The organism is Stenotrophomonas sp., from assembly GCF_032099025.1.
Taxonomy (GTDB): Bacteria; Pseudomonadota; Gammaproteobacteria; order Xanthomonadales; family Xanthomonadaceae; genus Stenotrophomonas.
In genome coordinates, this window is the sequence record NZ_DAMCID010000003.1 from 163,796 (window position 1) to 188,805 (window position 25,010).

16 protein-coding genes are annotated in these 25,010 nt (G+C 67.6%); 10 read left to right on the forward strand and 6 right to left on the reverse strand.

What is annotated here, in order from left to right; genetic code table 11:
• The first annotated feature begins 145 nt into the window (after positions 1 to 145).
• From carB to recJ, 4 genes are all read left to right on the forward strand, one after another.
• Positions 146 to 3,388 (forward strand): carbamoyl-phosphate synthase large subunit, encoded by a 3,243-nt coding sequence (carB, locus tag RT456_RS04005; RefSeq protein WP_313342817.1) that lies wholly within the window; start codon positions 146 to 148, stop codon positions 3,386 to 3,388.
• Between the two features lie 8 nt (positions 3,389 to 3,396).
• Entirely contained in the window at positions 3,397 to 3,861 is a 465-nt protein-coding gene (gene greA / locus RT456_RS04010; protein WP_313342909.1) for a transcription elongation factor GreA, read from the forward strand.
• Between the two features lie 7 nt (positions 3,862 to 3,868).
• Positions 3,869 to 4,789 (forward strand): phosphoglycerate mutase, encoded by a 921-nt coding sequence (locus tag RT456_RS04015; protein WP_313342819.1) that lies wholly within the window; start codon positions 3,869 to 3,871, stop codon positions 4,787 to 4,789.
• A gap of 182 nt (positions 4,790 to 4,971) precedes the next feature.
• Positions 4,972 to 6,705: a single-stranded-DNA-specific exonuclease RecJ gene (recJ, locus tag RT456_RS04020; protein WP_313342821.1), complete on the forward strand. Its 1,734-nt coding sequence runs from the start codon at positions 4,972 to 4,974 to the stop codon at positions 6,703 to 6,705.
• An 8-nt stretch (positions 6,706 to 6,713) separates the two neighbouring features.
• Here the strand turns inward: recJ and RT456_RS04025 are convergent, their stop codons facing one another.
• Positions 6,714 to 7,775, reverse strand: a complete 1,062-nt coding sequence (locus RT456_RS04025; protein WP_313342823.1) for a DUF1176 domain-containing protein — start codon at positions 7,773 to 7,775, stop codon at positions 6,714 to 6,716.
• A gap of 150 nt (positions 7,776 to 7,925) precedes the next feature.
• Between RT456_RS04025 and RT456_RS04030 the strand changes: the two genes are divergently transcribed.
• The 6 genes from RT456_RS04030 (at position 7,926) to RT456_RS04055 (ending at position 18,137) form a co-directional block, all read left to right on the forward strand.
• Positions 7,926 to 10,871, forward strand: coding sequence for a VIT domain-containing protein (locus RT456_RS04030; protein WP_313342825.1), 2,946 nt, complete (start codon positions 7,926 to 7,928; stop codon positions 10,869 to 10,871).
• Between the two features lie 16 nt (positions 10,872 to 10,887).
• A complete protein-coding gene (locus RT456_RS04035; RefSeq protein WP_313342827.1) occupies positions 10,888 to 11,817 on the forward strand; it encodes a LytTR family DNA-binding domain-containing protein in 930 nt (309 codons plus the stop codon).
• A 55-nt stretch (positions 11,818 to 11,872) separates the two neighbouring features.
• Positions 11,873 to 12,998, forward strand: a protein-coding gene (gene prfB / locus RT456_RS04040) for a peptide chain release factor 2 (RefSeq protein WP_313342829.1) whose coding sequence is annotated in 2 segments (ribosomal slippage) — positions 11,873 to 11,947 and positions 11,949 to 12,998 — 1,125 coding nt in all. Because the reading frame shifts where the segments join, the coding sequence is not laid out codon by codon here.
• 123 nt (positions 12,999 to 13,121) lie between these two features.
• Positions 13,122 to 14,639 carry a lysine--tRNA ligase gene (gene lysS / locus RT456_RS04045; protein ID WP_313342831.1) on the forward strand — a complete coding sequence of 506 codons (1,518 nt, stop codon included), beginning with the start codon at positions 13,122 to 13,124 and terminating at the stop codon, positions 14,637 to 14,639.
• A 203-nt stretch (positions 14,640 to 14,842) separates the two neighbouring features.
• Positions 14,843 to 15,982, forward strand: a complete 1,140-nt coding sequence (locus RT456_RS04050) for a two-component system response regulator (RefSeq protein ID WP_313342833.1) — start codon at positions 14,843 to 14,845, stop codon at positions 15,980 to 15,982.
• A gap of 1 nt (position 15,983) precedes the next feature.
• Entirely contained in the window at positions 15,984 to 18,137 is a 2,154-nt protein-coding gene (locus RT456_RS04055; protein WP_313342835.1) for a response regulator, read from the forward strand.
• A 14-nt stretch (positions 18,138 to 18,151) separates the two neighbouring features.
• Here RT456_RS04055 and RT456_RS04060 read toward each other — a convergent pair whose 3' ends face one another.
• From RT456_RS04060 to acnA, 5 genes are all read right to left on the reverse strand, one after another.
• Positions 18,152 to 19,018, reverse strand: coding sequence for a crotonase/enoyl-CoA hydratase family protein (locus RT456_RS04060; RefSeq protein ID WP_313342837.1), 867 nt, complete (start codon positions 19,016 to 19,018; stop codon positions 18,152 to 18,154).
• A 163-nt stretch (positions 19,019 to 19,181) separates the two neighbouring features.
• Positions 19,182 to 20,858 carry a long-chain fatty acid--CoA ligase gene (locus RT456_RS04065; protein WP_313342840.1) on the reverse strand — a complete coding sequence of 559 codons (1,677 nt, stop codon included), beginning with the start codon at positions 20,856 to 20,858 and terminating at the stop codon, positions 19,182 to 19,184.
• Positions 20,859 to 20,975: 117 nt separating this feature from the next.
• Positions 20,976 to 21,635, reverse strand: a complete 660-nt coding sequence (locus tag RT456_RS04070; protein ID WP_313342842.1) for an AAA family ATPase — start codon at positions 21,633 to 21,635, stop codon at positions 20,976 to 20,978.
• A complete protein-coding gene (locus RT456_RS04075; RefSeq protein ID WP_313342845.1) occupies positions 21,635 to 22,006 on the reverse strand; it encodes a type II toxin-antitoxin system Phd/YefM family antitoxin in 372 nt (123 codons plus the stop codon). The genes RT456_RS04070 and RT456_RS04075 overlap by 1 nt, the downstream gene beginning before the upstream one ends.
• 131 nt (positions 22,007 to 22,137) lie before the next feature.
• Positions 22,138 to 24,894: an aconitate hydratase AcnA gene (gene acnA, locus RT456_RS04080; protein ID WP_313342848.1), complete on the reverse strand. Its 2,757-nt coding sequence runs from the start codon at positions 24,892 to 24,894 to the stop codon at positions 22,138 to 22,140.
• Positions 24,895 to 25,010 lie beyond the last annotated feature (116 nt).

Here is a 25,010-nt window from a genome sequence, read left to right on the forward strand (position 1 = left end):
GCCGACGGCCTGGCCGGCGGCACCGCGCGACGGATCGCGACACCCTGCAGGGCCGCTGCCATCGGCGCGGCGCTGCAGCTCCGGAAGTTTCCTGATCGACAGCGTGCGATCACCCCCGACACGCTGTACTGACTTAGAGAAGACAATGCCCAAGCGCACTGACCTTAAAACCATCCTCATCATCGGTGCCGGCCCGATCGTCATCGGCCAGGCCTGCGAGTTCGACTACTCCGGCGCCCAGGCCTGCAAGGCCCTGCGTGACGAGGGGTACCGCGTGGTGCTGGTCAACAGCAATCCGGCCACCATCATGACCGACCCGGAGATGGCCGACGCCGTCTACATCGAGCCGATCAACTGGCAGACGGTCGAGAAGATCATCGCCAAGGAAAAGCCCGACGCCCTGCTGCCGACCATGGGCGGCCAGACCGCGCTGAACTGCGCGCTGGACCTGGCCGACAACGGCGTGCTGGAGAAGTACAACGTCGAACTGATCGGCGCCAAGCGCGATGCGATCCGCATGGCCGAAGACCGCGAGCTGTTCCGCGTGGCCATGGGCGAGATCGGCCTGGAGTGCCCGTCCGCCGCGGTGGCGCACACGCTGGAAGAAGCGATCGACATCCAGACCCGCGTCGGCTACCCGACCATCATCCGCCCCAGCTTCACCCTGGGCGGCAGTGGCGGTGGCATCGCCTACAACCGCGAAGAGCTGATCGATATCGTGACCCGCGGCCTGGAACTGTCGCCGACCACCGAAGTGCTGGTGGAAGAGTCGGTGCTGGGCTGGAAGGAGTTCGAGATGGAGGTGGTGCGCGACACCGCCGACAACTGCATCATTGTCTGCTCGATCGAGAACCTGGACCCGATGGGCGTGCACACCGGTGACTCGATCACCGTGGCCCCGGCCCAGACCCTGACCGACAAGGAATACCAGCGCCTGCGCGATGCCTCCATCGCCGTGCTGCGCAAGATCGGCGTGGATACCGGCGGTTCGAACGTGCAGTTCGGCATCAGCCCGACCACCGGCCGCGTGGTCGTGATCGAAATGAACCCGCGCGTGTCGCGCTCGTCCGCGCTCGCCTCCAAGGCTACCGGCTTCCCGATCGCCAAGGTCGCCGCCAAGCTGGCGGTCGGCTACACCCTGGACGAATTGAAGAACGAAATCACCGGTGGCCTGACCCCGGCCTCGTTCGAGCCGTCGATCGATTACGTCGTCACCAAGATCCCGCGCTTCGCCTTCGAGAAATTCCCGGCCGCCGACGCGCGCCTGACCACCCAGATGAAGTCGGTGGGTGAAGTGATGGCCATGGGCCGCACCTTCCAGGAGTCGCTGCAGAAGGCGCTGCGTGGCCTGGAGACCGGCAAGGTCGGCCTCGACCCGACCGGCCTGGACCTGTCCAACGAAGACGACATCACCACGATGAAGCGCGAGCTCAAGGCCCCGGGCCCGGAGCGCCTGTTCTTCGTGGGTGATGCGTTCCGTGCCGGCTTCAGCGTTGAAGAAGTGTTCGCGCTCTCGCACATCGACCCGTGGTTCCTGGACCAGATCGAAGAGATCATCCAGGCCGAAACCCAGGTCGCAGCCGACGGCATCGATGCGCTGGACGCCGCGCGCCTGCGCAAGCTCAAGCGCGCCGGTTTCTCCGATGCACGCCTGGCCGAACTGACCGGTACCAACGAAGCGGCCGTGCGCGCGCTGCGTCGTGCCCACAAGGTGCGCCCGGTCTACAAGCGCGTCGACTCCTGCGCGGCCGAGTTCTCCACCAGCACCGCCTATCTGTATTCGACCTACGAGGACGAGTGCGAAGCGGCGCCGAGCAACCGCGACAAGATCATGATCCTGGGCGGCGGTCCGAACCGCATCGGCCAGGGCATCGAGTTCGACTACTGCTGCGTGCACGCGGCACTGGCCCTGCGCGAAGATGGTTTTGAAACCATCATGGTCAACTGCAACCCGGAAACCGTCTCCACCGACTACGACACCTCCGACCGCCTGTACTTCGAGCCGCTGACGCTGGAAGACGTGCTGGAAATCGTCGAGCTGGAACAGCCGAAGGGCGTGATCGTGCAGTACGGTGGCCAGACGCCGCTGAAGCTGGCGCGCGCGCTGGAAGCCAACGGCGTGCCGGTGATCGGCACCTCGCCGGACTCCATCGACCTGGCCGAAGACCGTGAGCGCTTCCAGCAGCTGGTGGACAAGCTGGGCCTGAAGCAGCCGCCGAACCGCATTGCCCGCAACGACCAGGAAGCGCTGCTGCTGGCCCGCGAGATCGGCTACCCGCTGGTGGTGCGCCCGAGCTACGTGCTGGGCGGCCGCGCGATGGAAATCGTGTACGGCGAATCCGACCTGGCGCGCTACGTGCGCGATGCGGTCAAGGTCTCCAACGACTCCCCGGTGCTGCTCGACCGCTTCCTCGACAACGCGGTGGAAGTGGACGTGGACATCATTGCCGACAAGGACGGCAACGTGCTGATCGGCGGCGTGATGGAACACATCGAAGAGGCCGGCGTGCATTCGGGCGATTCGTCCTGCTCGCTGCCGCCGTACTCGCTGTCGGCCGAGACCCAGGCCGAGCTGCGCCGCCAGGTCGTGGAGCTGGCCAAGGCCCTGAACGTGGTCGGCCTGATGAACACCCAGTTCGCCATCCAGGCCGGTGAAAACGGCGAAGACATCGTCTACCTGCTGGAAGTGAACCCGCGTGCCTCGCGCACCGTGCCGTTCGTGTCCAAGGCCACCGGCATGCCGCTGGCCAAGATTGCCGCACGCTGCATGGCCGGCAAGACGCTGGCCGAGCAGGGCGCCCTCAAGGAAATCGTGCCGGAGTACTTCTCGGTCAAGGAAGCGATCTTCCCGTTCGCCAAGTTCCAGGGCGTGGACCCGATCCTCGGGCCGGAGATGCGCTCCACCGGTGAGGTGATGGGCGTGGGCCGCAGCTTCAGCGCCGCGTTCGCGCGTGCGCAGGAAGCCGGTGGCATCAAGGCGCCGCCGCTGGGCAAGGCCTTCGTGTCGGTGCGTGACCCGGACAAGCAGCGCGTGCTGCCGGTGGCCAAGCTCCTGCTGGAGCGTGGCTATACGCTGGTGGCTACCCGTGGCACCGGTGCATGGCTGCAGCAGCACGGCATGGACTGCGAGATCGTCAACAAGGTGGTCGAAGGCCGTCCGCACATCGTGGACTCGATCAAGAACGGCGAAATCGTGTATATCGTCAACACGACCGAAGGTCGCGCGGCGATCAACGACTCGTTCTCGATCCGTCGCGAGGCGCTGCAGCACCGCGTCACCTATTCGACCACCATTGCCGGCGCCAAGGCGCTGGTGCAATCGCTTGAATTCCGCGGTACCGGCCCGGTCTGGTCGCTGCAGGAACTGCACAAGGAGTTGAACGCATGAGAGCACCGATCACCCTGAAGGGCGCGCAGCGTCTGCGCGAAGAGCTTGACCACCTCAAGTCGGTCAAGCGCCCCAAGGTCATCGCGGCGATCGCCGAGGCGCGTGAGCACGGCGATCTCAAGGAGAACGCCGAGTACCACGCCGCGCGCGAGGAGCAGGGCTTCATCGAAGGCCGCATCAAGCAGCTGGAAGGCGAGCTCTCGCATGCCGAGATCATCGACATCACCAAGCTCAACGCGGGCAGCAAGGTCGTGTTCGGCGCCACCGTCGAACTGGCCGATGTGGAAAGCGATGAAGAGAAGCGCTACCAGATCGTGGGTGACCTGGAAGCCGACATCAAACTCGGCCTGGTCGCGATTTCTTCGCCGGTCGCGCGCGCGATGATCGGCAAGAACGAGGGCGACAGCATCGTGATCGACGCCCCGGCCGGGCAGCGCGAGTACGAAATCGTCAGCGTCCAGTACCTGGACTGACCTGACCATGGCCACGGCAACCCTGTTGCTGCCGGCGCGCAACCGCTTCCCGGCGGCGGCGTTGCCGGAAGATGTGGCGAAAGCGCTCGGCCAGGCCGAGCGCAGTCGTGTGGATGCCGGTGAGCGTGCCCAGCTGCAGCGGCATTTCCAGCTGCAGCCGGCGCAGTGGCCGGTAGCCGCGCTTACCCGCCAGCTCGACGTGGGTGATGCGGTCGATGGCGTGTGGCTGCGTGCGGATCCGGCCAACGTGGTGCCGGACATGCACGGCGCGCGCATGATGGGCCATGGCGACACGCTGCGGCCCGATGACGACGATGTGGCTGCGTTGCTGCCGGCGCTGCAGCCGCTGTTTGCCGGCTACGGCTTTTCCCTGGATGCGCCGACGCCGTCGCGCTGGTACCTGCGCCTGCCGCCGGGCACCACGCTGCCGGCGTTCGCCGCACCGGACGATGTGCTGGGCGACGATCTGTTCGAGCACCTGCCGCAAGGCGATGCCGGCCGACGCTGGCGCGCCTTGTTGACCGAGGCGCAGGTGGTGCTGCACCAGCACCCGTGGAACCAGGAGCGGGTCAGCGCCGGCAAGCGCGCGATCAATTCGCTGTGGTTCTGGGGCGGCGGGGAATTGCCGGCGCGCGTGCAGACCGCGCACGCGCAGGTACGCAGTCGCGATGCGCTGCTCCAGGCATTGGCCAAGGCCGCCGGCGTGCATGCCGACGGCGACCAGCAGGTGGACGCGCTGGTGGACCTGCGCCAGCTGCGCTCGCTCGACCAGCTGGGCAACGATGCGATCCGGCCGCTGTTGTCGGCCCTGCAGCGCGGCGAACTGCGCCGGCTGGTACTGGATTTCGAGGACGGCGCGCGGTTCGAGCTGGACAAGGCCCAACGCTGGCGGTTCTGGAAGAAGCCGGTGCAGCTTCACGACGTCTGACCGTCAGGTCGATAGCACGTAGAGCCACGCCCTGCGTGGCTGCTCTGCGTCCCGACACCGCGTAACCATCCGACACCGCGCAGCCACGCAGGGCGTGGCTCTACGCTGGCCGGGTCTGCCATATCGATCTGCCGCGGGTATCATGGCGGACATCGGCGTTCGCGCTGTTTATCGAGCCCGCGTTGACTTCTCCTGATTCGCTCCAGATCCGACGCCGTCCCGTTGCTGAGCTTGGCCAATGGCCGGGCGACATGCTGCCGCTGCTGCAGCGGTTGTACGCGGCGCGCGGGGTCAGCGATGCGGCGCAGGCGCAGCCCAAGCTGGCCCAGCTGCATGCGCCGGAACTGATGGGCAGCATGCAGGCGGCAGTTGACCTGCTGGCGGCGGCCATCGCGGCCGACGAACGGATCCTGGTGGTGGGCGATTTCGATTGCGATGGCGCCACGGCCTGCGCCGTGGGCGTGCGCGGCCTGCGCATGCTGGGCGCACGCGACGTGGTGCATGCGGTGCCCAACCGCATGCTGCACGGCTACGGCCTGTCACCGTCGCTGGTGGCCGAACTGGCCCCGCTGCACCCCGGCCTGCTGGTCACGGTCGACCATGGCATCGCCTGCCATGCCGGCGTGGCGGCGGCCAAGGCGCTGGGCTGGAAGGTGCTGGTCACCGATCACCATCTGCCGGGCGAACAGCTGCCGGGCGCCGACGCGATCGTCGACCCGAACATCAATGGCGATGCCTTCCCCAGCAAGGCGCTGGCCGGCGTGGGCGTCATCTTCTACGTGCTCATGGCGCTGCGCCGCCACCTGCGGGTGCAGGGCGCGTTCGCTGCTACGGCCGAGCCGGATCTGTTGACGCTGCTGGACCTGGTGGCGGTCGGTACGGTGGCCGACCTGGTGGCACTGGATGCCAACAACCGCGCCCTGGTCTCGGCCGGCCTGCGCCGACTGCGTGCGGGGCAGGGCTGCGTGGGCCTGCAGGCGCTGATCGAGGCGAGCGGGCGCGACCCGGCACGGCTGAGTGCCACCGACATCGGCTTCGCACTTGGCCCACGCCTCAATGCCGCCGGCCGCCTGGAAGACATGGCGCTGGGCATCGAGCTGCTGCTGACCGAAGACCGCAGCCAGGCCCGCGAGATGGCGCAGACGCTGGAGCAGATCAATGCGGAGCGCCGCGCGGTACAGCAGCTGATGACCGACGACGCCGAACTGGCCGTGTCGCGCGCGTTGCTGCTTGCCGAGGGCGAGCGCCCGGTGGCGGCCTGCCTGTTCGACGCGGAGTGGCACCCGGGCGTGGTGGGGCTGGTTGCATCGAAGATGAAGGATCGCCTGCATCGTCCGGTCATCGCGTTCGCACCGTCCGAGCCGGGCAGCGATTCGCTGCGCGGGTCGGCGCGGTCGATCGCCGGCTTCCACATCCGTGACGCGCTGGCGCTGGTCAACGCATCGCATCCCGGATTGATCGACAAGTTCGGCGGCCACGCCATGGCCGCCGGATTGAGCCTGCCACAGGCGCGTTTCGCCGAGTTCCAGCAGGCCTTCGTCGCGGTGGTCGATGCCAGCATGGACCCGGCCGCGTTGCAGCAGATGCTGCTCAGCGATGGTGAGCTGGCCCCCGATGAGCTGGATTTCCGCCACGCCGAAGCGCTGCGGTTGGCCGGTCCGTGGGGGCAGGGCTTCCCGGAGCCACTGTTCGACGGGCATTTCCAGGTGGCGCGCTGGCAGGTGCTGAAGGAGAAGCACCTCAAGCTGAGCCTGCGCGTGCCCGGTCGCGCGGAGCCGATCAGCGCGATTCATTTCAGCGGTTGGCGGGGCAATGCCCCGGCCAACCAGGTGCACATCGCGTATCGGCTGGTCAGTGACGATTACCGTGGCGGCGGCGCGATCCAGCTGATCGTCGAGCATTGCGCCGACGCGTAGCGCCAGGCCTACGGCTGCACGTTGGTCACCAGCGTCGGCATGTCCCACGCGCCGCCGGCGGCGACCAGGCGGCACAGGCCCGAGCCCGCTTCTGCCGTCTTGACGAAGGTGGTGCCGGTCCAGCCCCAGCTGGTCGTGTGCCAGCAGTCGCCGAGGCCGCGCCCCTTGTGCGCTTCCTGGATCGTGCGCAGGTCATCGTCCACGGCCGACGCGGTCACCAGGGTCGGTGCGTACGGCGCGCGGTCGTTGACCACCCAGTAGCCGTCGCCGGTGTTGTAGGCGGCACGCCAGCAGCTCTGCGAGACCAGCAGCTTGCCCGTCGACAGGCGCTGCACGGTGATGTCCTGCGGACCCTCGTCGCCGAACATGGTTCCGTCGGGACGCAGCGCTTCGCATTCGTCGGCCGGGGTGGCCGCCACCAGCGCCGCACGCAAGGCCGGCGCGTCCGCCAGGGCCAGGTCGGCGGGGCGGGTGGGGACCGTCCTGCCCAGCACGATCACCGGAACCGGAAGGGCGGGCAGCACCGAGGCCTCCGCGCGCGTGCCCTTGCGCACCAGCGCGCCCGGCGTGCCGAGCCGGCCCTGGAATTCGTCCATCTTCAGCAGCACGGCCGAGGCGCCGCGATCGGACACGGTCCACTGCCGGCCATCGTCGCCCACCAGCACGATGCGGCTGTCGCGGTTCAACGCGGCCAGCAGCGCAGCGACCTGCTTGGCCGACAGTTCGGCGGTGCCGTCGCCGGCGTTGTACTCGAGCGGCCCCAGCGCGGTGCCGTTGATCTGCAGGCGCAGCGTCTGCGGCAGGGTGGTCTCGTCGTACTGGCCCAGCATCGCCGTCGCGGTCACCGGCTGCCCGGGCCCGCCCTCGCGGGTAAGCAGGATCGAGACCGGTTCGCTGTCGCCGTCGTCGCGCTGGTAGCCCGCTGCGCGGCAGGTGCGGGTGTTGTCGCAGGCCACGGTCCAGTCCTCGTGACCGAAGTCGATGCCGGGCGCGACGGCCGCCGTGGGCGCGGCATGGGCCGCTGCGGGCAGCAGGCCGGCGAGCATCAGGAGGGTGAGGTACTGGCGCATGGGCGATCCTTGTTGGACAACGTTCCGTGGGGCTGGAATCCTGAACCCGGGGACCGTGCTTGTCCATGACCGGGACGGGCGGCTGGCCGGTGCAACCCCGTTTGCGGCGCTGGTGCGTTCAACCCTTCGTCAACGGATCTGGAGCGTCACATGGGCAGCGTGCTGCGCGGTATCGGGATGGGGATGGTGCTGTGGATTGGGATGGGAGCGGGCATGCCGGCGGCGTTGGCACAGCGCACCGCCGATCCGGTGCTGAAGGTGGCCGGCGCCGAGCAGCCGGTGCAGCTTGAACTGGCGCAGATCGACAGCCGTGTCGCCGCCGGCCTGGGCGAGACGCGCATCGAGCTGGTGTTCCGCAATCCGAACCGCCGCGTGCTGGAAGGCGCGCTGGAATTCCCGTTGGCCGAGGGCCAGCAGGTGGCGGGGTTCGCGCTCGACATCGACGGCGTGCTGCGCGATGCGGTGCCGGTGCCCAAGGCGCAGGGACGCCAGGTGTTTGAAGCCATCGAGCGGCGCCGGGTCGACCCCGGCCTGCTGGAGCAGACCGCCGGCAACCAGTTCCGTCTGCGCATCTATCCGATCCCGGCGCTCGGCACGCGGCGGGTGGCGCTGACCGTGCGTGAGGCATTGCCGATAGGCGCGCAGGGCCTGCGCTGGACGCTGCCGCTGCAGTTCGCGCTCGGCGCGCAGAACGTGAAGATACGTCTGCAGGCGGTGGGTGTCGGCGTGCCGACCGCCACCGGCAAGGCACCGCTGGCGCTGGCGCTGCGCGACGGTGCATGGCAGGCCGCATGGACGGGGCAGGGCAGCGCGCTGCCTGCGCAGCTCGGGTGGACCCTGCCGATGGCGCACGGCGTGGAGGCGGTGCGGGGTGACTTCGCGGGCGAGCACTACGTGATGGTGCAGGTGCCGGTGTCCGTGCAGCCGCGCGCCCGCGTGCTGCCACACCGCATCGGCCTGCTCTGGGATGCGTCTGGTTCGGCGCGCACGCGCAATACGGCCGCTGAGCTTGCGGTGCTGGACCGCTACTTCCGCGCGATCGGCAATGGCGAGGTGCAGCTCACCGTACTGCGTGATCGTGCCGAGCCGACCCGCCGCTTCGCGATCCGCAACGGCGACTGGAGCGCGCTGCGTCAGCACATCGAGGCGCTGCCCTACGACGGTGCCAGTGCGCTGGGGGACTGGACCGCGCAGGCCGATATCGACGAGTACCTGCTGGTCAGCGATGGGCTGGCCAACTACGGCCGACGCGAACGTCCGGCGCTGCGTGAGAGCCAGCGCCTGTATGCACTGAGCGGCGCCGGTGCGCGTACCGACAGCCTGCGCCTGCGCGCATGGGCGCGTGCGGGGCGGGGACAGCTGCTGGTGCTGTCCGGTGCGGAAGAGGTCGAGGCCGTGGGCGCACGCCTGCTGCGCGAAGATGCAGGCGACGTCGCGGTGCAGGGCGATGGCGTAACGGATCTTTCGGTGGATGCCGAGGGTGCCGGACAGGGCTGGGTGCGGGTGCTGGGGCGCGTGCAGCGTGCCGATGGCCAGCTGCGGCTGCAGCTGCCGGCGGCGGACGGGACGCGTCGAACCGTCACGGTCCCGCTGGCGCAGGCAAGGGACAGCGGCGGCGCGCTCGTTGCGCATGCCTGGGCGGCGGCGTGGCGGCAGCAGCTGGCCGCCGCGCCGGAGGCCAACCGCGAGGCCATCCGGGCGCTGTCGCAGCGCTTCGGCCTGGTGGACGCGGAGACCTCGCTGCTGGTGCTGGAAACGTTGGATGACTACCTGCGTTACGGCATCCGTGCACCGGCGCCGTTGCGCGAGGCGTATGACCGCCTGCATGCCGTGCGGATCAATGACGAACAGACCTCGCGCGCGCAGCGGCTGGACCGCGTCGCGCTGCAGTTTGCCGAGCGCGAGCGCTGGTGGAACACGCCGTGGCCAAAGGGCGCGCCGCCGCAGCAGGCTGTGGCCAAACAGGCGCCGATGGTCATGGCGGTTGCATCCGCGCCGCCGGCGCCCATGGCGCCCGTGGTGGAGGTCCCCGAGCCCAGGCCGAACGACATCGTGACCCCTGCACCCGCGGCGGCCGATGCGACGGCGTTGCGCAGCCGGGCAAGCGCGGCACGCGAAAGCGCTGCCGAAGCGCGCCAGGAGCTGGCGGGCGGCATGCGGTCCAAGGGGGCCGCGGACCCGGCCAACCGGGGTGCCATTGCGGTCACGCTGGCGGCGTGGGAACCCGATTCGGCCTACGCACGCCGGCTGCGCGACGCGAGTCCTGCACAGCTGTACGCCACCTACCTGGCCGAGCGCGAACAGCATAGCGACAGCAGCGCGTTCTATCTGGACGTGGCCGATCTGCTGCTGGCCAAGGGCCAGCGCGACCTGGCACTGCGCGTGCTCTCCAACCTGGCCGAGATGCAGCTGGAGAACCGCCACGTGCTGCGCGTGCTGGGCTACCGGCTGGTGCAGGCCAAGGCGCCGGCGCTGGCGGTGCCGGTGTTCCGCGATGTACTGGCCATGGGCGAGGAAGAGCCGCAGAGCTTCCGTGACCTGGGCCTGGCGCTGGAAGCGGCGGGGCAGTACCCGGCGGCGGTGGCGTCGCTGTACGAGGTCGTGGTGCGCCCGTGGGACAGCCGCTTCGATGGCATTTCGCTGATCGCGCTGGACGAGCTCACCACCCTGGTCGCCCGCGAGCGGGTCGATGCCAGCGCGATCGATCCGCGCCTGCGCCGCGCCATGCCGCTCGACCTGCGCGTGGTGCTCAGCTGGGACAGCGACAACAGCGACATGGACCTGTGGGTGACCGACCCCAACGGCGAACGTGCGTACTACGGCAACCGCTTGACCTACCAGGGCGGGCAGATGTCGCAGGACTTCACCGGCGGCTACGGACCCGAACAGTTCTCGCTGCGCGCGGCCAAGCCGGGCAAGTACAAGGTGGAGGCAAACTACTTCGGCAGCCGCGAGCAGCTGATCACCGGCGCCACCACCCTGAGCCTGCGCCTGACCACGCACTGGGGCAGCCGCCGTCAGCAGGACCAGCAGGTCACGATGCGCTTGAAGGATCAAGCCGACACCGTGCTGGTGGGTGAGTTCGAGGTGCGCTAGCGCTTAAGCTCTGCAGATGGATCAATCAACGACCTCGCGCACCCCCGCCCGCTGGCGACCTGCTGCCCGCCTGCTGGTGTGGGGTGCCATCCTGCTCGGCAGCGGGGTGGCCAATGCCTTCGTCGACGTGATGGATGCGCAGCGCCGCGGCGAGGTGCTGGCGCTGTGGGAGCCGATGGTCTGGGAGCTGAGCAGTGTCACGCTGATTCTGTTCACGCTGCCGGTGCTGTGGTGGGGCTGCCAGCGCTGGCCGCTGCACGCCGATACCTGGCGGCGGCGGCTGCCGGTGTACCTGCTCGCCAGCGTGGCCTGGTCGCTGGTCCACGTGGTGGGCATGATGGGGCTGCGCCACCTGGCCTATGCCGGCGTCGGCGAACACTACGTGGACGGGTCCAGCTGGCCCACACGCCTGCTGTACGAGTACCTGAAGGACGTCCGCGCGTTCTTCACCTTCGTGGCCATCGAGCACTTCTTCAGCTGGTTCGGACGCCGTCGGCAGGGCGAGGCCCACCTGCTGGCCGCGCCCGAGGACGCGCCGCCGGTGGAGCCGGTGGACCGGCCCGGGCGCTTCCTGGTCCGCAAGCTGGGCCGTGATTTCCTGGTCGCCACGGATGATGTCGAGTACGCCCAAGCGGCCGGCAACTACATGAACCTGCGCGTGCGCGGCCATGACTACCCGCTGCGCAGTACCCTGGCGGCGCTGGAGGCGCGGCTGGACCCGGCGCGGTTCGTGCGTATCCACCGCAGCTACCTGCTCAACCTGGCGGTGCTGGTCTCGATCGAGCCGCTGGACAGCGGCGAGGCCCGGGTTCACCTGGCCGACGGCACCGTGCTGCCGTGCAGCCGCCGCCAGCTGCCTGGCCTGCGCGCCGCGCTGGGGCAGGGCAGTGGCGCGGGTGGCGTGGAAACCGCCCCGGCCGGTGCGCCGGCAGGTGCATCTACATGAACGGGCACTCTGGGCTACAATTCCGGTCTTGTCCCAAGCCTTAAAAACCGCCGATATGATCGAGCTCAATCCCGTGCGCCAGCGAATCACCGATCTGACCGATCGCGTGCTCTCGCTCAGGGGGTATCTTTGACTACGACGCCAAGAAAGAGCGTCTGGAAGAAGTAACCCGGGAACTGGAAAACCCCGATATCTGGAACAACGCCGAATACGCCCAGACCCTGGGCCGCGAGCGTTCCAGCCTTGAAAAGACCGTGGGCGGCATCGCCACCATCCTCGATGGGCTGACCGAATCGGGCGAACTGCTGGAACTGGCTGAAAGCGAACAGGACGAGGACACCGCCCTGGCCGTGGTCGCCGACCTGGACAAGTACCAGAAGCACGTGGAGCAGCTGGAATTCCAGCGCATGTTCTCCGGCAAGATGGACAACGCCCCGGCGTTCGTCGACATCCAGGCCGGTGCCGGCGGTACCGAAGCCCAGGACTGGGCGGAAATCCTGCTGCGCATGTACCTGCGCTGGTGCGAATCGCGTGGCTGGAAGACCGAGCTGATGGAAGTGTCCGGTGGCGATGTTGCCGGCATCAAGTCGGCCACGCTGCGCGTGGAAGGCGATTACGCCTATGGCTGGCTGAAGACCGAAACCGGCGTGCACCGCCTGGTGCGCAAGTCGCCGTTCGATTCCGACAACCGCCGCCACACCAGCTTCACCTCGGTGTTCGTGTCGCCGGAAGTCGACAACAACATTGAAATCGACATCAACCCGGCCGACCTGCGCACCGACGTGTACCGCTCGTCCGGTGCCGGTGGTCAGCACGTCAACAAGACCGAGTCGGCGGTGCGTATCACGCACATTCCGACCAATACGGTCGTGGCCTGCCAGACCGGCCGCAGCCAGCACCAGAACCGCGACAACGCGATGAAGATGCTGGCCGCCAAGCTGTACGAGCTGGAAATCCAGAAGCGCAACGCCGAACGCGACGCGGTGGAAGCCACCAAGTCCGACATCGGCTGGGGCAGCCAGATCCGCAATTACGTGCTCGACCAGAGCCGTATCAAGGACCTGCGCACCGGCATCGAGCGCTCGGACACGCAGAAGGTGCTGGACGGCGATCTCGACGAGTTCGTCGAGGCCAGCCTGAAGTCCGGCCTGGAAGTCGGCTCCAAACGCATCGACGCCTGACCGTCGGGCCGCCACGCGCGGCCCGGCGCTGTCGCCCCGGCCACTGCCGGGGCTTTCGCACTCTGCCCCGTCCATCGGCATGATGGCGGGGTTCGCACCTCCCCACGGACATAGACCCACGCCATGAACGATCAGACCCCCGCGCCGCAGCCTCCCGTCGACGAGAACAGCCTCATCGCCGAGCGCCGCGCGAAACTGACCGCGCTGCGCGGGCAGGGCATCGCCTACCCGAACGACTTCCGCCGCGAACACTTCGCCGGCGCGCTGCAGACCGAGTTTGCCGACGCCGAACAGTGGACCGCGGAGGCCCTGGAAGCCACCGACCGCCACGTGAAGATGGCCGGCCGGCTGATGGCCAAGCGGGTGATGGGCAAGGCCAGCTTCGCCCAGATCCAGGACGAGTCCGGCCGCATCCAGCTGTTCCTGCAGGGCAACGCGCTGGGCGATGTCTACACCGCCTTCAAGGGCTGGGACGTGGGCGACATCATCGCTGTCGAGGGCGGGCTGACCCGCACCAAGACCGGCGAGCTGTCGGTCAAGGCCACCAGCATCCGCCTGCTGACCAAGTCGCTGCGCCCGCTGCCGGACAAGTGGCACGGCCTGGCCGACGTCGAGCAGCGCTACCGCCAGCGCTACGTGGACCTGATCGTGACCCCGGAGTCGCGCGAGGTGTTCATCAAGCGCTCGCGGATCATCCGCGCCATGCGCGCCTGGCTGGACAACCGCGACTTCCTGGAAGTCGAAACGCCGATGATGCATTACATCCCCGGCGGCGCCACGGCCAAGCCGTTCACCACCCACCACAACGCGCTGGACCTGGACCTGTACCTGCGCGTGGCCCCGGAGCTGTACCTCAAGCGCCTGGTCGTGGGTGGCCTGGAACGCGTGTACGAGATCAACCGCAACTTCCGCAACGAAGGCGTCAGCACCCGCCACAACCCCGAATTCACCATGATGGAGCTGTACGAGGCCTACGCCACGTACACCGAAGTGATGGACCTGACCGAGGGCGTGATCCGTGACGTGGCCAGCAAGGTGCTGGGCACCACCACGGTGGAGTGGGACGGCGCGACCATCGACCTGGCCCCGGCGTTCCGCCGCTGGCGCATGGACGAGGCCGTCCGCCACCACAACCCCGAGATCAGCGCGGCCGACTGCACCGACCGCGAGGCGCTGCTGCGCCATTGCGAACGCCTGAAGATCCGGGTCAAGCCGTCCTACGGCTGGGGCAAGCTGCTGCTGGAGATCTTCGAGGCCACCGTCGAGCACACCCTGGTGCAGCCGACCTTCATCACCGACCACCCGGTCGAGGTCTCGCCGCTGGCCCGCGCCAACGACGACCAGCCGGGCTACACCGACCGCTTCGAGCTGTTCATCAACGGCAAGGAGCTGGCCAACGGCTTCTCCGAGCTGAACGACCCCGAAGACCAGGCGGCACGCTTCCAGGCGCAGGTGACGGCCAAGGAAGGCGGCGACGACGAGGCCATGCACTTCGACGCGGACTACATCCGTGCGCTGGAGTACGGTATGGCCCCGACCGGTGGCCTCGGCATCGGTATTGATCGCCTGGTCATGCTTCTGACCGGCAGCAGTTCCATCCGTGATGTGCTGCTGTTCCCCTATATGCGCCCGGAAAACTGAGACTTCCGTCAGGATGGCCCCCATCCGGGCCGTCCTGTGGGGTTCCGCTACCGTGGCCGGGCGGGTATGGTTTCCGCGTGGCCTTGAGAAGCGTCCCCCGGGACGTTGTGGCCACGGACCATGACGGGACCAGGTGTGAATGACATGCGCATCACACCATGACCACGATCATGAACTGGGGAGATCATGACGGAGGTGGTCCGATGCAAGGTGCCGGTATGCAAAGCGGCGGAGTATCCTTTCCGCAGCATGTTCCAGTGTGGTCCAGGAAGACGACGGAAGCAGCCTTGAACATAGTCATCGTTGACGATCAAACGTCCGCGCGCACCATGCTGCGGCATGTCATCGAAGACATCGCGCCAGAACTGAGCGTGCATGATTTCGGCGACCCGCTCACGGCGCTGGCGTGGTGCGAGTCGCATGGGGTCGACCTGCTGCTGCTCGACTACCGCATGCCGGAGATGGATGGGCTGGAGTTCGCCCGCCGCTTCCGTCGGCTGCCCAAGCATCGCGATATTCCGGTGATCCTGATCACCGTGGTGGGTGACGAGCCGATCCGCCAGGCCGCGCTCGAAGCGGGCGTGATCGACTTCCTGGTCAAGCCGATCCGCCCGCGCGAACTGCGTGCGCGCTGCTACAACCTGCTGCAGCTGCGCCAGCAGACCGAGAACGTCAAACAGCGCGCCCTGTCGCTGGAGCAGCGCCTGCTGGCCAGCATGCATGAGGTCGAGGAGCGCGAGCGCGAGACGCTGTCGCGGCTGGCCCGCGCCATCGAGTTCCGCGATGCGGGCACCAGCGCGTACCTGGAGCGCATGTCGCACGTCACCGGCCTGATCGCCGAGCAGCTCGGCCTGCCGGAAGACGAGGTCAAGCTGATCGAAATGGCCGCGCCGCTGCACGACATGGGCAAGATCGCCATTCCCGATTCGGTACTGCTCAAGCAGGGCAAGCTCAATGAGGAAGAGATGGCGATCATGCGCCGTCACCCGCGCATCGGCTATGAGCTGCTCAGTGGCAGCCAGAACCGCTTCATCCAGGTGGGCGCGCTGATCGCGCTGCGCCATCACGAGCGCTACGACGGCAGCGGCTATCCCGACGGCCTGGTGGGCGAAGCGATTCCCCTGGAAGCGCGGATCGTGGCAGTGGCCGATGTGTTCGACGCCCTGATCTCGCCGCGCCCGTACAAGGAAGCCTGGACGATGGAAGCCACGCTGGCCTATCTGTACGCCCAGCGCGGACGCCTGTTCGATCCGCGCTGCGTGGACGCGCTGCTGCGCGGTCGCGAGCAGCTGGACGCGATCTGTGCGCAGCACTCCACCGCCTCATCCCGACCGGGGATGTGACATGCATGGGCCGTTTTCCCGCCTGAAGGAACGCCTGTCCAATCGCCCGGACAGCGAGCACGCGCAGAACCTGATCCGCATCGCCATCACCACGCTGTTCATCGCGTTCCTGGGCTGGCGTTACCTGGATGGACGTGGCGGCACGCCGTTGGCCACCTGGTTGATCCTGGGCTTCGAGCTGACGGTGTCCGCGGGCCTGCTGGCCGCGATCCTGGTCCAGCCGGGGGTGTCGCACGTGCGCCGGGTGATCGGCATGCTGACCGACTACTCGTGCATGGGCGTGATCATGCTGATCCAGGGCGAATCGGCCGCGCCCCTGTATGCCGTGCTGATGTGGGTCACCATCGGCAACGGCATGCGCTATGGCAGCACCTACCTGCGCGTGGCCACGGCCATGGGCTGCACCGGTTTCCTCTGCGCGGTGCTGTTCTCCCCGTACTGGCAGGCGCACAGCTACCTGGCGTGGGGCCTGCTGCTGGGCCTGGGTGCGATTCCGCTGTACTTCGATTCGCTGCTTCACGCGCTGACCCGCGCAGTGGCGGAAGCGCGCCAAGCGAATGAGGCCAAGAGCCGCTTCCTGGCCAACATGAGCCATGAGTTCCGCACGCCCTTGAACGGCCTGTCGGGCATGACCGAAGTGCTGGCGACCACGCGCCTGGACGAGGAACAGCGCGAGTGCGTGAACACCATCCAGGCGTCGGCGCGCAGCCTGCTGGCACTGGTCGAGGAGGTGCTGGACATCTCGGCGATCGAGGCGGGCAAGGTCCGCGTGGAACAGCACGAGTTCGCCTTGGCGGACGTGCTGCAGGCGGTCGATCTGATCCTCACCCCGCAGGCGCGCAGCAAGCGCCTGGACTACCGCGTGCTGGTCGGCGACAGCGTGCCGCCGCGACTCAGCGGCGACGCCGGGCACCTGCAGCAGGTGCTGCTCAACCTGATGGGCAACGCGGTGAAATTCACCGATGCCGGGTTCGTGCAGCTGCGCGTGGTGCGCGCCGCCCAGGCCACCGCGGAGCGGGTGCAGCTGCGTTTCGAAATACTGGATAGCGGCATTGGTGTGCCGGTCTCCCTGCAGGAACGCCTGTTCGACCCCTTCGAGCAGGCCGACGTGGGCCTGGCCCGGCGCCACGAAGGCACCGGCCTGGGGACCAGCATCGCCAAGGGCCTGGTCGAATCGATGGGCGGGCGGATCGGCTACCAGCCGAACCTGCCGCACGGCAGCCTGTTCTGGTTCGAGATCGGCTTCAGCGCCGCCACGGTGTCCACCGCGCCGGTGCCGGATCCGGTGGAGGGCGGCAACATCATCGCCTTCTCCAACCCATTCCTGCGCCATCGCGCGCGGGTCCGCAGCATGCGCCTGCTGGTGGCCGACGACCACGAGGCCAACCGCATGGTCATGCAGCGGCTGCTGGAGAAGGCGGGGCACAAGGTGGTCTGCGTCAACGGCGGCGAGCAGGTGCTGGACCTGCTGTCGGAAAGCAGTTTCGATGCGGTCATCGCGGACCTGCATATGCCGGGCATGAGTGGCCTGGACATGCTCAAGCAGCTGCGGGTGATGCAGGTCAGCGGCTTGCCGTACACGCCGGTGCTGATCCTCAGCGCCGATGTGACCCCCGATTCCATCCTGCGCTGCGAGCAGGCCGGCGCACGCGCGTTCCTGGCCAAGCCGGTGGTGGCGACCCGGCTGCTGGATACGCTGGCCGATGTCGCCGGCAATGCCCAGGCACGACTGGAAACCACCCAGGTGGTGGAGACCGCGACGCCGAGGCTGGCCGGCGGCGCGCTCGACCCGAGCCTGCTCGACGAGCTGGCGGCACTGGGCATGGGCGACGGGTTTGAAGCGGAATTCGTGGCTCAGTGCATGAGCGATGCCGACAACTGCCTGATGCAGATCCAGCGTGCCGGCAACGATCAGGCATGGAACGAACTTCGTGAACACGCACATGCACTGCGCGGCGTGTCCAGCAACCTGGGCCTGGTCCGGGTAGCCCAGGCCGGCGGCGAGCTGATGTCGATGCCCGACTGGCAGCTCAGCGCGGAGTGGCGCTCACGCGTGGCCGGCGTCACCGGTGCGTTGCGCCAGGGCAGGAAGGCACTCGATGCCCGTGCCGCATCCCTGCGGCGCTCGGACGGCGACGAGTGCTCCCCTTCCTGACGACATGAGCCGGGTCAGGACGGTTCGCTGGTGCGACGGCCCTGCGCCCGCACCAGCCGGTCCATGGTGCGCAGCGACCTCTCGCCCAGCTGCATGGCCGTATCCACCCAGATTTCGGTGATGCGCATCATCTCGTGCAGCGGCACCATGCCGGCCACTTCACGCACCTGGCGCATCGCCTTCCAGGCATGCGGAATCCGCTTGCTTTCGCGGATCACCTGTTCCACCGCGGCCACGCCTTCGCCCGCCGGCACCACCCGGTCCACCAGGCCCATCGCCAGCAGCTCACGGGCACTGTAGACATTGCCCTCCAGCATGATCTTCTCCGCCAGACGCGGGCTGATGCGCTGGCACATGAAGGAATAGGCACCCATGCCGGGGAACAGGTCGAACAGCACTTCGGGCAGGCCCATCATCGCGCCTTCCTCGGCCACGATGGTGTGGCAGCTCAGTGCCGCCTCGAACCCGCCGCCCAGCGCGTTGCCCTGGACCAGGGCGATGCTGTGGGCCTGCACGCCCAGGCCGGCATGGAAGGCGTGCACGCCCCGCACGCAGCGCTGCGCGTAGTCGAGCAGGCGCGGGCGGTCGCCTTCGCGGATCAACCGGCAGAACAGGTCAAGGTCGCCGCCCAGGTTGAAGACGTCGCTGTCCGAGGCAAGCACGACATGGGGTGACTGCGCATGGGCGATGACCAGGCGCTCGGCGAGGTTGCGCTGGTAGTTGACGATGTCGTCGACCAGGCCGGAGGAGAAGCACGGCCGGCCGGGCTGTTCCACCAGGTTGGCGTGCATGTGGATCCAGTAGACGTCGCGCTGGGTCTCTTCCGTGATGCGCAGGGTCGGGTGGAGGTGGGGACGAACGAAGGGATGGATGGCAGACATGGGAGTTCTCCGTAGGACCGTCCGGCCGACCGCATTGCGGACGGAGAATCAAGGGGGCGGGAGGAAACGCGCGGTGGCCAGTGATTCTATGCGCGCAAAGTGAAGCGCCCGCAAGGAGACTCCCTGCGGGCGCTGGCACGGCCCTGTCTGCTGGGTGAAACCCTTACGCGGCGGGCGCATCCCGCAGTTCGCGGCGCAGGATCTTGCCGACGTTGGTCTTCGGCAGTTCCTTGCGGAATTCGACGATTCTGGGGTGCTTGTAGCCGGTCAGGTTGGCCCGGGCGTGCTCCTTGACCATCTCGGCGGTCAGGTTGGGGTCCTTCTTGACGATGACCACCTTGACCACTTCACCGGACTTCTCGTCGGGCACGCCCACTGCCGCCACTTCCAGCACGCCGGGCATCATCGCGATGACGTCTTCGACCTCATTTGGGTACACGTTGAAGCCGGACACCAGGATCATGTCCTTCTTGCGGTCCACGATGAAGAAGAAGCCCTGCTCATCCATGCGTGCCATGTCGCCGGTGTGCAGCCAGCCCTCGGCGTCGATCGCCTTGGCGGTTTCTTCCGGGCGCTGCCAGTAGCCCTTCATCACCTGCGGGCCGCGGATGCACAGTTCGCCCACGTCGCCGGCCGGCAGGGTCACGCCGTTGTCGTCCTTCACGCAGGCGTCGGTGGACGGGATCGGCAGGCCGATCGCGCCGTTGTACTCGGCCAGGTTCAGCGGGTTGATGCAGGCCGCCGGCGAGGTCTCGGTCAGGCCGTAGGCTTCGACCAGGGTGACGCCGGTGGTCTTCTTCCAGCGCTCGGCCACGGCGCGCTGCACGGCCATGCCGCCACCCAGGGTGACCTTCAGCGAGGAGAAATCGATCTCGTCGAAGCCGGGGGTGTTGAGCAGGCCGTTGAACAGCGTGTTGACGCCGGTGATGGCGGTGAAGCGGGTCGCCTTCAGTTCCTTGACGAAGCCCTTCATGTCGCGCGGGTTGGTGATCAGGTGGTTGCAGCCACCGAACTTCATGAAGACCAGCCCGTTCGCCGTGAGTGCGAAGATGTGGTACAGCGGCAGGGCGGTGATGATCCACTCCTTGCCCATCTCGACGCCCGACGCGGAGATCCACGCCGAGGCCTGCTGCATGTTGGCCACCAGGTTGCGGTTGGTCAGCATGGCGCCCTTGGCCACGCCGGTGGTGCCGCCGGTGTACTGCAGGAAGGCCACGTCGTCGTGGTCCAGTTCGACCTTCGGCAGGGTGTGGCCGCTGCCCAGCTTCAGCGCCTGGTTGAAGCGGATCGCGCCGCGCAGGCTGTAGTTGGGCACCATCTTCTTGATGTACTTCAGCACGAAGTTGACCACCACGCCCTTCAGCCCGAGCATGTCGCCCAGGCCGGTGGTGATGACCTGCTTGATCTGCGTGTCGGCGATGACCTGCTGCACGGTGTCGCCGAAGTTGTCCACCACCACCAGCACGGCGGCGCCGGAGTCCACCAGCTGGTGCCGGAGCTCGCGGGCGGTGTACAGCGGGTTGACGTTGACCACGGTCAGCCCAGCGCGCAGCACGCCGAAGGTGGCCACCGGGTACTGCAGGCAGTTGGGCATCATCAGGGCGACGCGGTCACCCTTCTTGAGCTTCAGCTCGCCCAGCAGGTAGGCGGCGAACTGCTCGACCAGGGCATCGGTCTCACCGTAGGTCAGCACCTTGCCGAAGCTGGAGTACGCGGGGCGGTCGCGGAACTTGGCCACCGAAGCGTCGAATACGGCCGACACCGAATGGAATTCGTTGACGTCGATGTCGGCGGGTACGCCGTTGGGATAGCTCTGCAGCCAGGGACGTTCCAGACTCATATTCCCCCTCCAGGAAACGTTGATGGTGTCGTGCGGTGACGGAGAGTATCCGTCGTTTCAGTCACCGGCAGCATACCGGTCCGAATGGAAAACGCGAAGGATTCGTGAAAAAAGGGGTCATGGGTCCTCCCCGGCAGCGGCTTCGTCGCACTGCAGCGCCGCTTCCATCAGCGGCACCGCCCAGGACGGGGTGCGCCGCAGCTGCGCGGCATCATCCGGCGCGGGCCACGTCAGGCGGCCGGCCTCCATCTGCAGCAGCAGCTGCGGATCTGGAACCGCGTCGCCGGGCGCGGCATCCACGCTGTTGTCGTAGACCTGCAGCTGGGCCAGTCGCGGCATCAGCACGGCCAGGTTGTGCAGGGCCATCGGGAAGCGCCGGCGGATGTCGGCCTCGCTGATGGGGTGGCCGCCGGCCCGCACGCGCGCCTGGACGCGGGCCAGGTGCTGTTCGGGCGAGGCCAGGCCGCAATACCAGACCAGCACGTCATGGCTGGCACTGGCGTCGGCCAGGGTGGCGGCGATGGAGCGGCCGCCCAGGGTGGTTTCGAGCGCGTGGTTGCGGCGTTCGCGGATCGCGGCCTGCAGGCGCTGGTAGCCTTCGGCCCAGGCCTGCGCGTTGGCTTCGGCCTGCGTCATGTGCAGTTCGATGCGCAGCTGGCGGGCCCATGCGTCGGGATTGAACCAGTCCAGCCCGGCCTCACGCAGCAGGTGGCCACCGATGGAGCTCTTGCCGGCGCCGTTGACCCCGGCCAGCACGAACAGGAACGGACGCGGCATCAGTAGCCGGTGCCGGCCTGGACCTTGCCCTTCAGCCGCGCCGGCTTGCGCAGCAGGGCGTGCGCCTTGCGGGCGGCGCCGGCGTCATCAAGGCTGGACAGGCGGGCATCGAAGCTGTCGCGCAGCTGCTGCAGGGCAGGGGTCTGCTCGCGCAGTGACGCCAGGTTGCGCTGCAGGTCCACCACCTGGGCCTGCAGGGCCTGGTACTGCTCGGCGGAGATGATCACCGCCTGCGGTTCGTTGTGGTTGGTGACCAGCACCATCTGGCGCTCGCGCACCTCCTGCATGACCTTGCGCCAGTGCTCCTTCACCGCGGAGGCGGTGGTGCGGGTCAACTCGGTGATCGGGTCGAACTTGAGGGCGTGCAGCATGGCGTGGGTCCAGGCAACGGCGATGGACCCAGCATACCCCGGATGGGATGAAAGGGTGGATTTGGCAAAAATATGAAAAATAGACGGTTCAGGGTTGCGGTAGCGCCGGCCTTGGCCGGCGCTACCGTGTTTCAGCCCTTTGCCGCCAACTGCCGCAACACGTACTGCAGCAGCCCGCCATGCTTGAAGTACTCCACTTCCTTCGGGGTCAGCAGCATGACGTGGGCCTGGAACGTCGTGCGGGTGCCGTCTGCCTTGGTCGCGACGAGGGTGGCGGTCTTGCTGACGCCATTGTCCAGGCCGCCGATGTCGATGACTTCCGAACCCTCCAGCCCCAGGCTCTGGGCGTTCTCGCCGGCCTTGAACTGCAGGGGCAGCACGCCCATGCCGACCAGGTTGGAGCGGTGGATGCGCTCGAAGCTCTCGGCGATCACCGCCTTGACGCCCAGCAGGTTGGTGCCCTTGGCCGCCCAGTCGCGCGACGAGCCGGTGCCGTACTCCTTGCCGGCAAACACCACCAGCGGCACGCCCTCGGCCTTGTACTTCATGGCCGCGTCGTAGATCGCCAGCTTCTCCGGTTCGCCGCCGGCCTTCGGGAAGTACAGCGTGTTGCCGCCTTCTTCGCCGCCGAACATCAGGTTCTTGATGCGGATGTTGGCGAACGTGCCGCGCACCATCACATCATCATTGCCGCGGCGGCTGCCGTAGCTGTTGAAGTCGGCCGGCTGCACGCCGCGTTCCTGCAGGAAGCGCCCGGCGGGCGAATCCTTCTTGATGTTGCCGGCCGGGGAAATGTGGTCGGTGGTGATCGAATCACCGAACAGACCCATGACCCGGGCGCCGTGCACGTCGTCGATCTGGCCGACCTGCATGGTCATGCCGTCGAAGTAGGGCGGGTTCTTGATGTAGGTGGAGCTGCCATCCCAGTCGTACAGGTCGCCGTCGGGCGACTGGATGGTGTTCCAGCGGGTGTCGCCCTTGAACACGTCGGCGTAGTTCTGCTTGAACATCTCCGGGCCGATGGTGGCGGCGATGACGTCGCCAATTTCCTTGTTGCTCGGCCAGATGTCGCGCAGGTACACCGGCTGGCCATCGCTGCCGGTGCCGAGCGGTTCGGTGGTCAGGTCGATGTCGGTGGTGCCGGCGATCGCATAGGCCACCACCAGCGGCGGGCTGGCCAGGTAGTTCATCTTCACTTCGGGGTGCACGCGGCCCTCGAAGTTGCGGTTGCCCGAGAGCACCGAGGTCACCACCAAGTCGCCGCTGGCGATGCCGGCGCTGACTTCGGTGGGCAGCGGACCGGAATTGCCGATGCAGGTGGTGCAGCCGTAGCCGACCACGTAGAAGCCGACCTTTTCCAGTTCGGTGAGCACGCCGGCCTTCTCAAGGTAATCGGTGACCACCCGCGAGCCCGGGCCGAGCGAGGTCTTCACCCACGGCTTGCGGTCCAGGCCCTTGGCGGCCGCATTGCGCGCCAGCAGGCCGGCACCGATCATCACCGCCGGGTTGGAGGTGTTGGTGCAGGAGGTGATCGCGGCGATCACCACCGCACCGTCCTTGAGCCGGAAGCGCGCGCCGTCCATCTCGACATCGGCGTAGCCCCTGGCCAGCTGCTCGTTGCCCACGGCGGCGCCGCCGCCTTCATTGACGAAGGTGGACACGTCGGCATTGCGCTTGTCGCGGTTGGTGGTCAACCCGCCCAGGTTGTCGCGGTAGTTCTGCTTCACGTCCTGCAGCAGTACGCGGTCCTGCGGACGCTTGGGGCCGGCCAGCGACGGCTTGACCTCACCCATGTCCAGTTCCAGCGTGGCGCTGTAGCTGGCATGCGCGGTCTGCGCGTCGTGCCACAGGCCCTGCGACTTGGCATAGGCCTCCACCAGCGCGATCTGCTCCTCGCTGCGCCCGGACAGGCGCAGGTAGTTCAGCGATTCCTGGTCGATCGGGAAGATGCCGCAGGTGGCGCCGTACTCGGGCGCCATGTTGCCGATGGTGGCGCGGTCGGCCAGTGGCAGGTGTTGCAGGCCCTCGCCGAAGAACTCGACGAACTTGCCCACCACGCCGTGCTTGCGCAGCATCTGGGTGACGGTCAGCACCAGGTCGGTGGCGGTGGCACCCTCAGGCAGGCGGCCGGTGAGCTTGAAGCCCACCACCTGCGGAATGAGCATGGACGAAGGCTGGCCCAGCATCGCGGCTTCGGCCTCGATGCCGCCCACGCCCCAGCCCAGCACACCGATACCGTTGATCATGGTGGTGTGGCTGTCGGTGCCGAACACGGTGTCGGGGTAGGCCACGGCTTTGCCATCGACGTCGGCGGTCATCACCACACGCGCCAGGTTCTCTAGGTTCACCTGGTGGACGATGCCGGTGTTGGGCGGCACCACCTTGAAGTTGTCGAAGGCCTTCTGGCCCCAGCGCAGGAAGCCGTAGCGTTCCTGGTTGCGCTGGAATTCGATCTTGCCGTTGAGGTCCAGGGCGTCCGGCGTACCGAATACATCCACCTGCACCGAGTGGTCGATCACCAGCTCGGAGGGGATCTGCGGGTTGATCTGTTCGGGGCGGCCGCCCAGCTTGACCACCGCATCGCGCATCGCGGCCAGGTCGACCACGCAGGGCACGCCGGTGAAGTCCTGCAGCACCACGCGGGCCGGCATGAAGGCGATCTCGATGTCCGGTTCGGCGCGCGGGTTCCAGCGGGCCACGGCCTCGATGTGGTCCCTGCCCACGGTTGCGCCGCCATCTTCGTGCCGGAGCAGGTTCTCCAGCAGGATCTTCATGGAATAGGGCAGGTGGGAGATGTCGAACTGCTGTCCGAGCTTGGGCAGGCTGAAGTAGTCGTAGGTCCGGCCGCCAACGTCGAGTTGGCTGCGGGTGGAGAACGAATCGCTCATGCGGGGTGACTCCTCTTGCGGATGGCTTGCGATGGCCCGCCCGGAGCAGGCCTGCTTGCGTGTTTTGCCGGTAGCCCAGGGGCACCGGATCGCAGCCAGTATGAGCGATCCCGCGC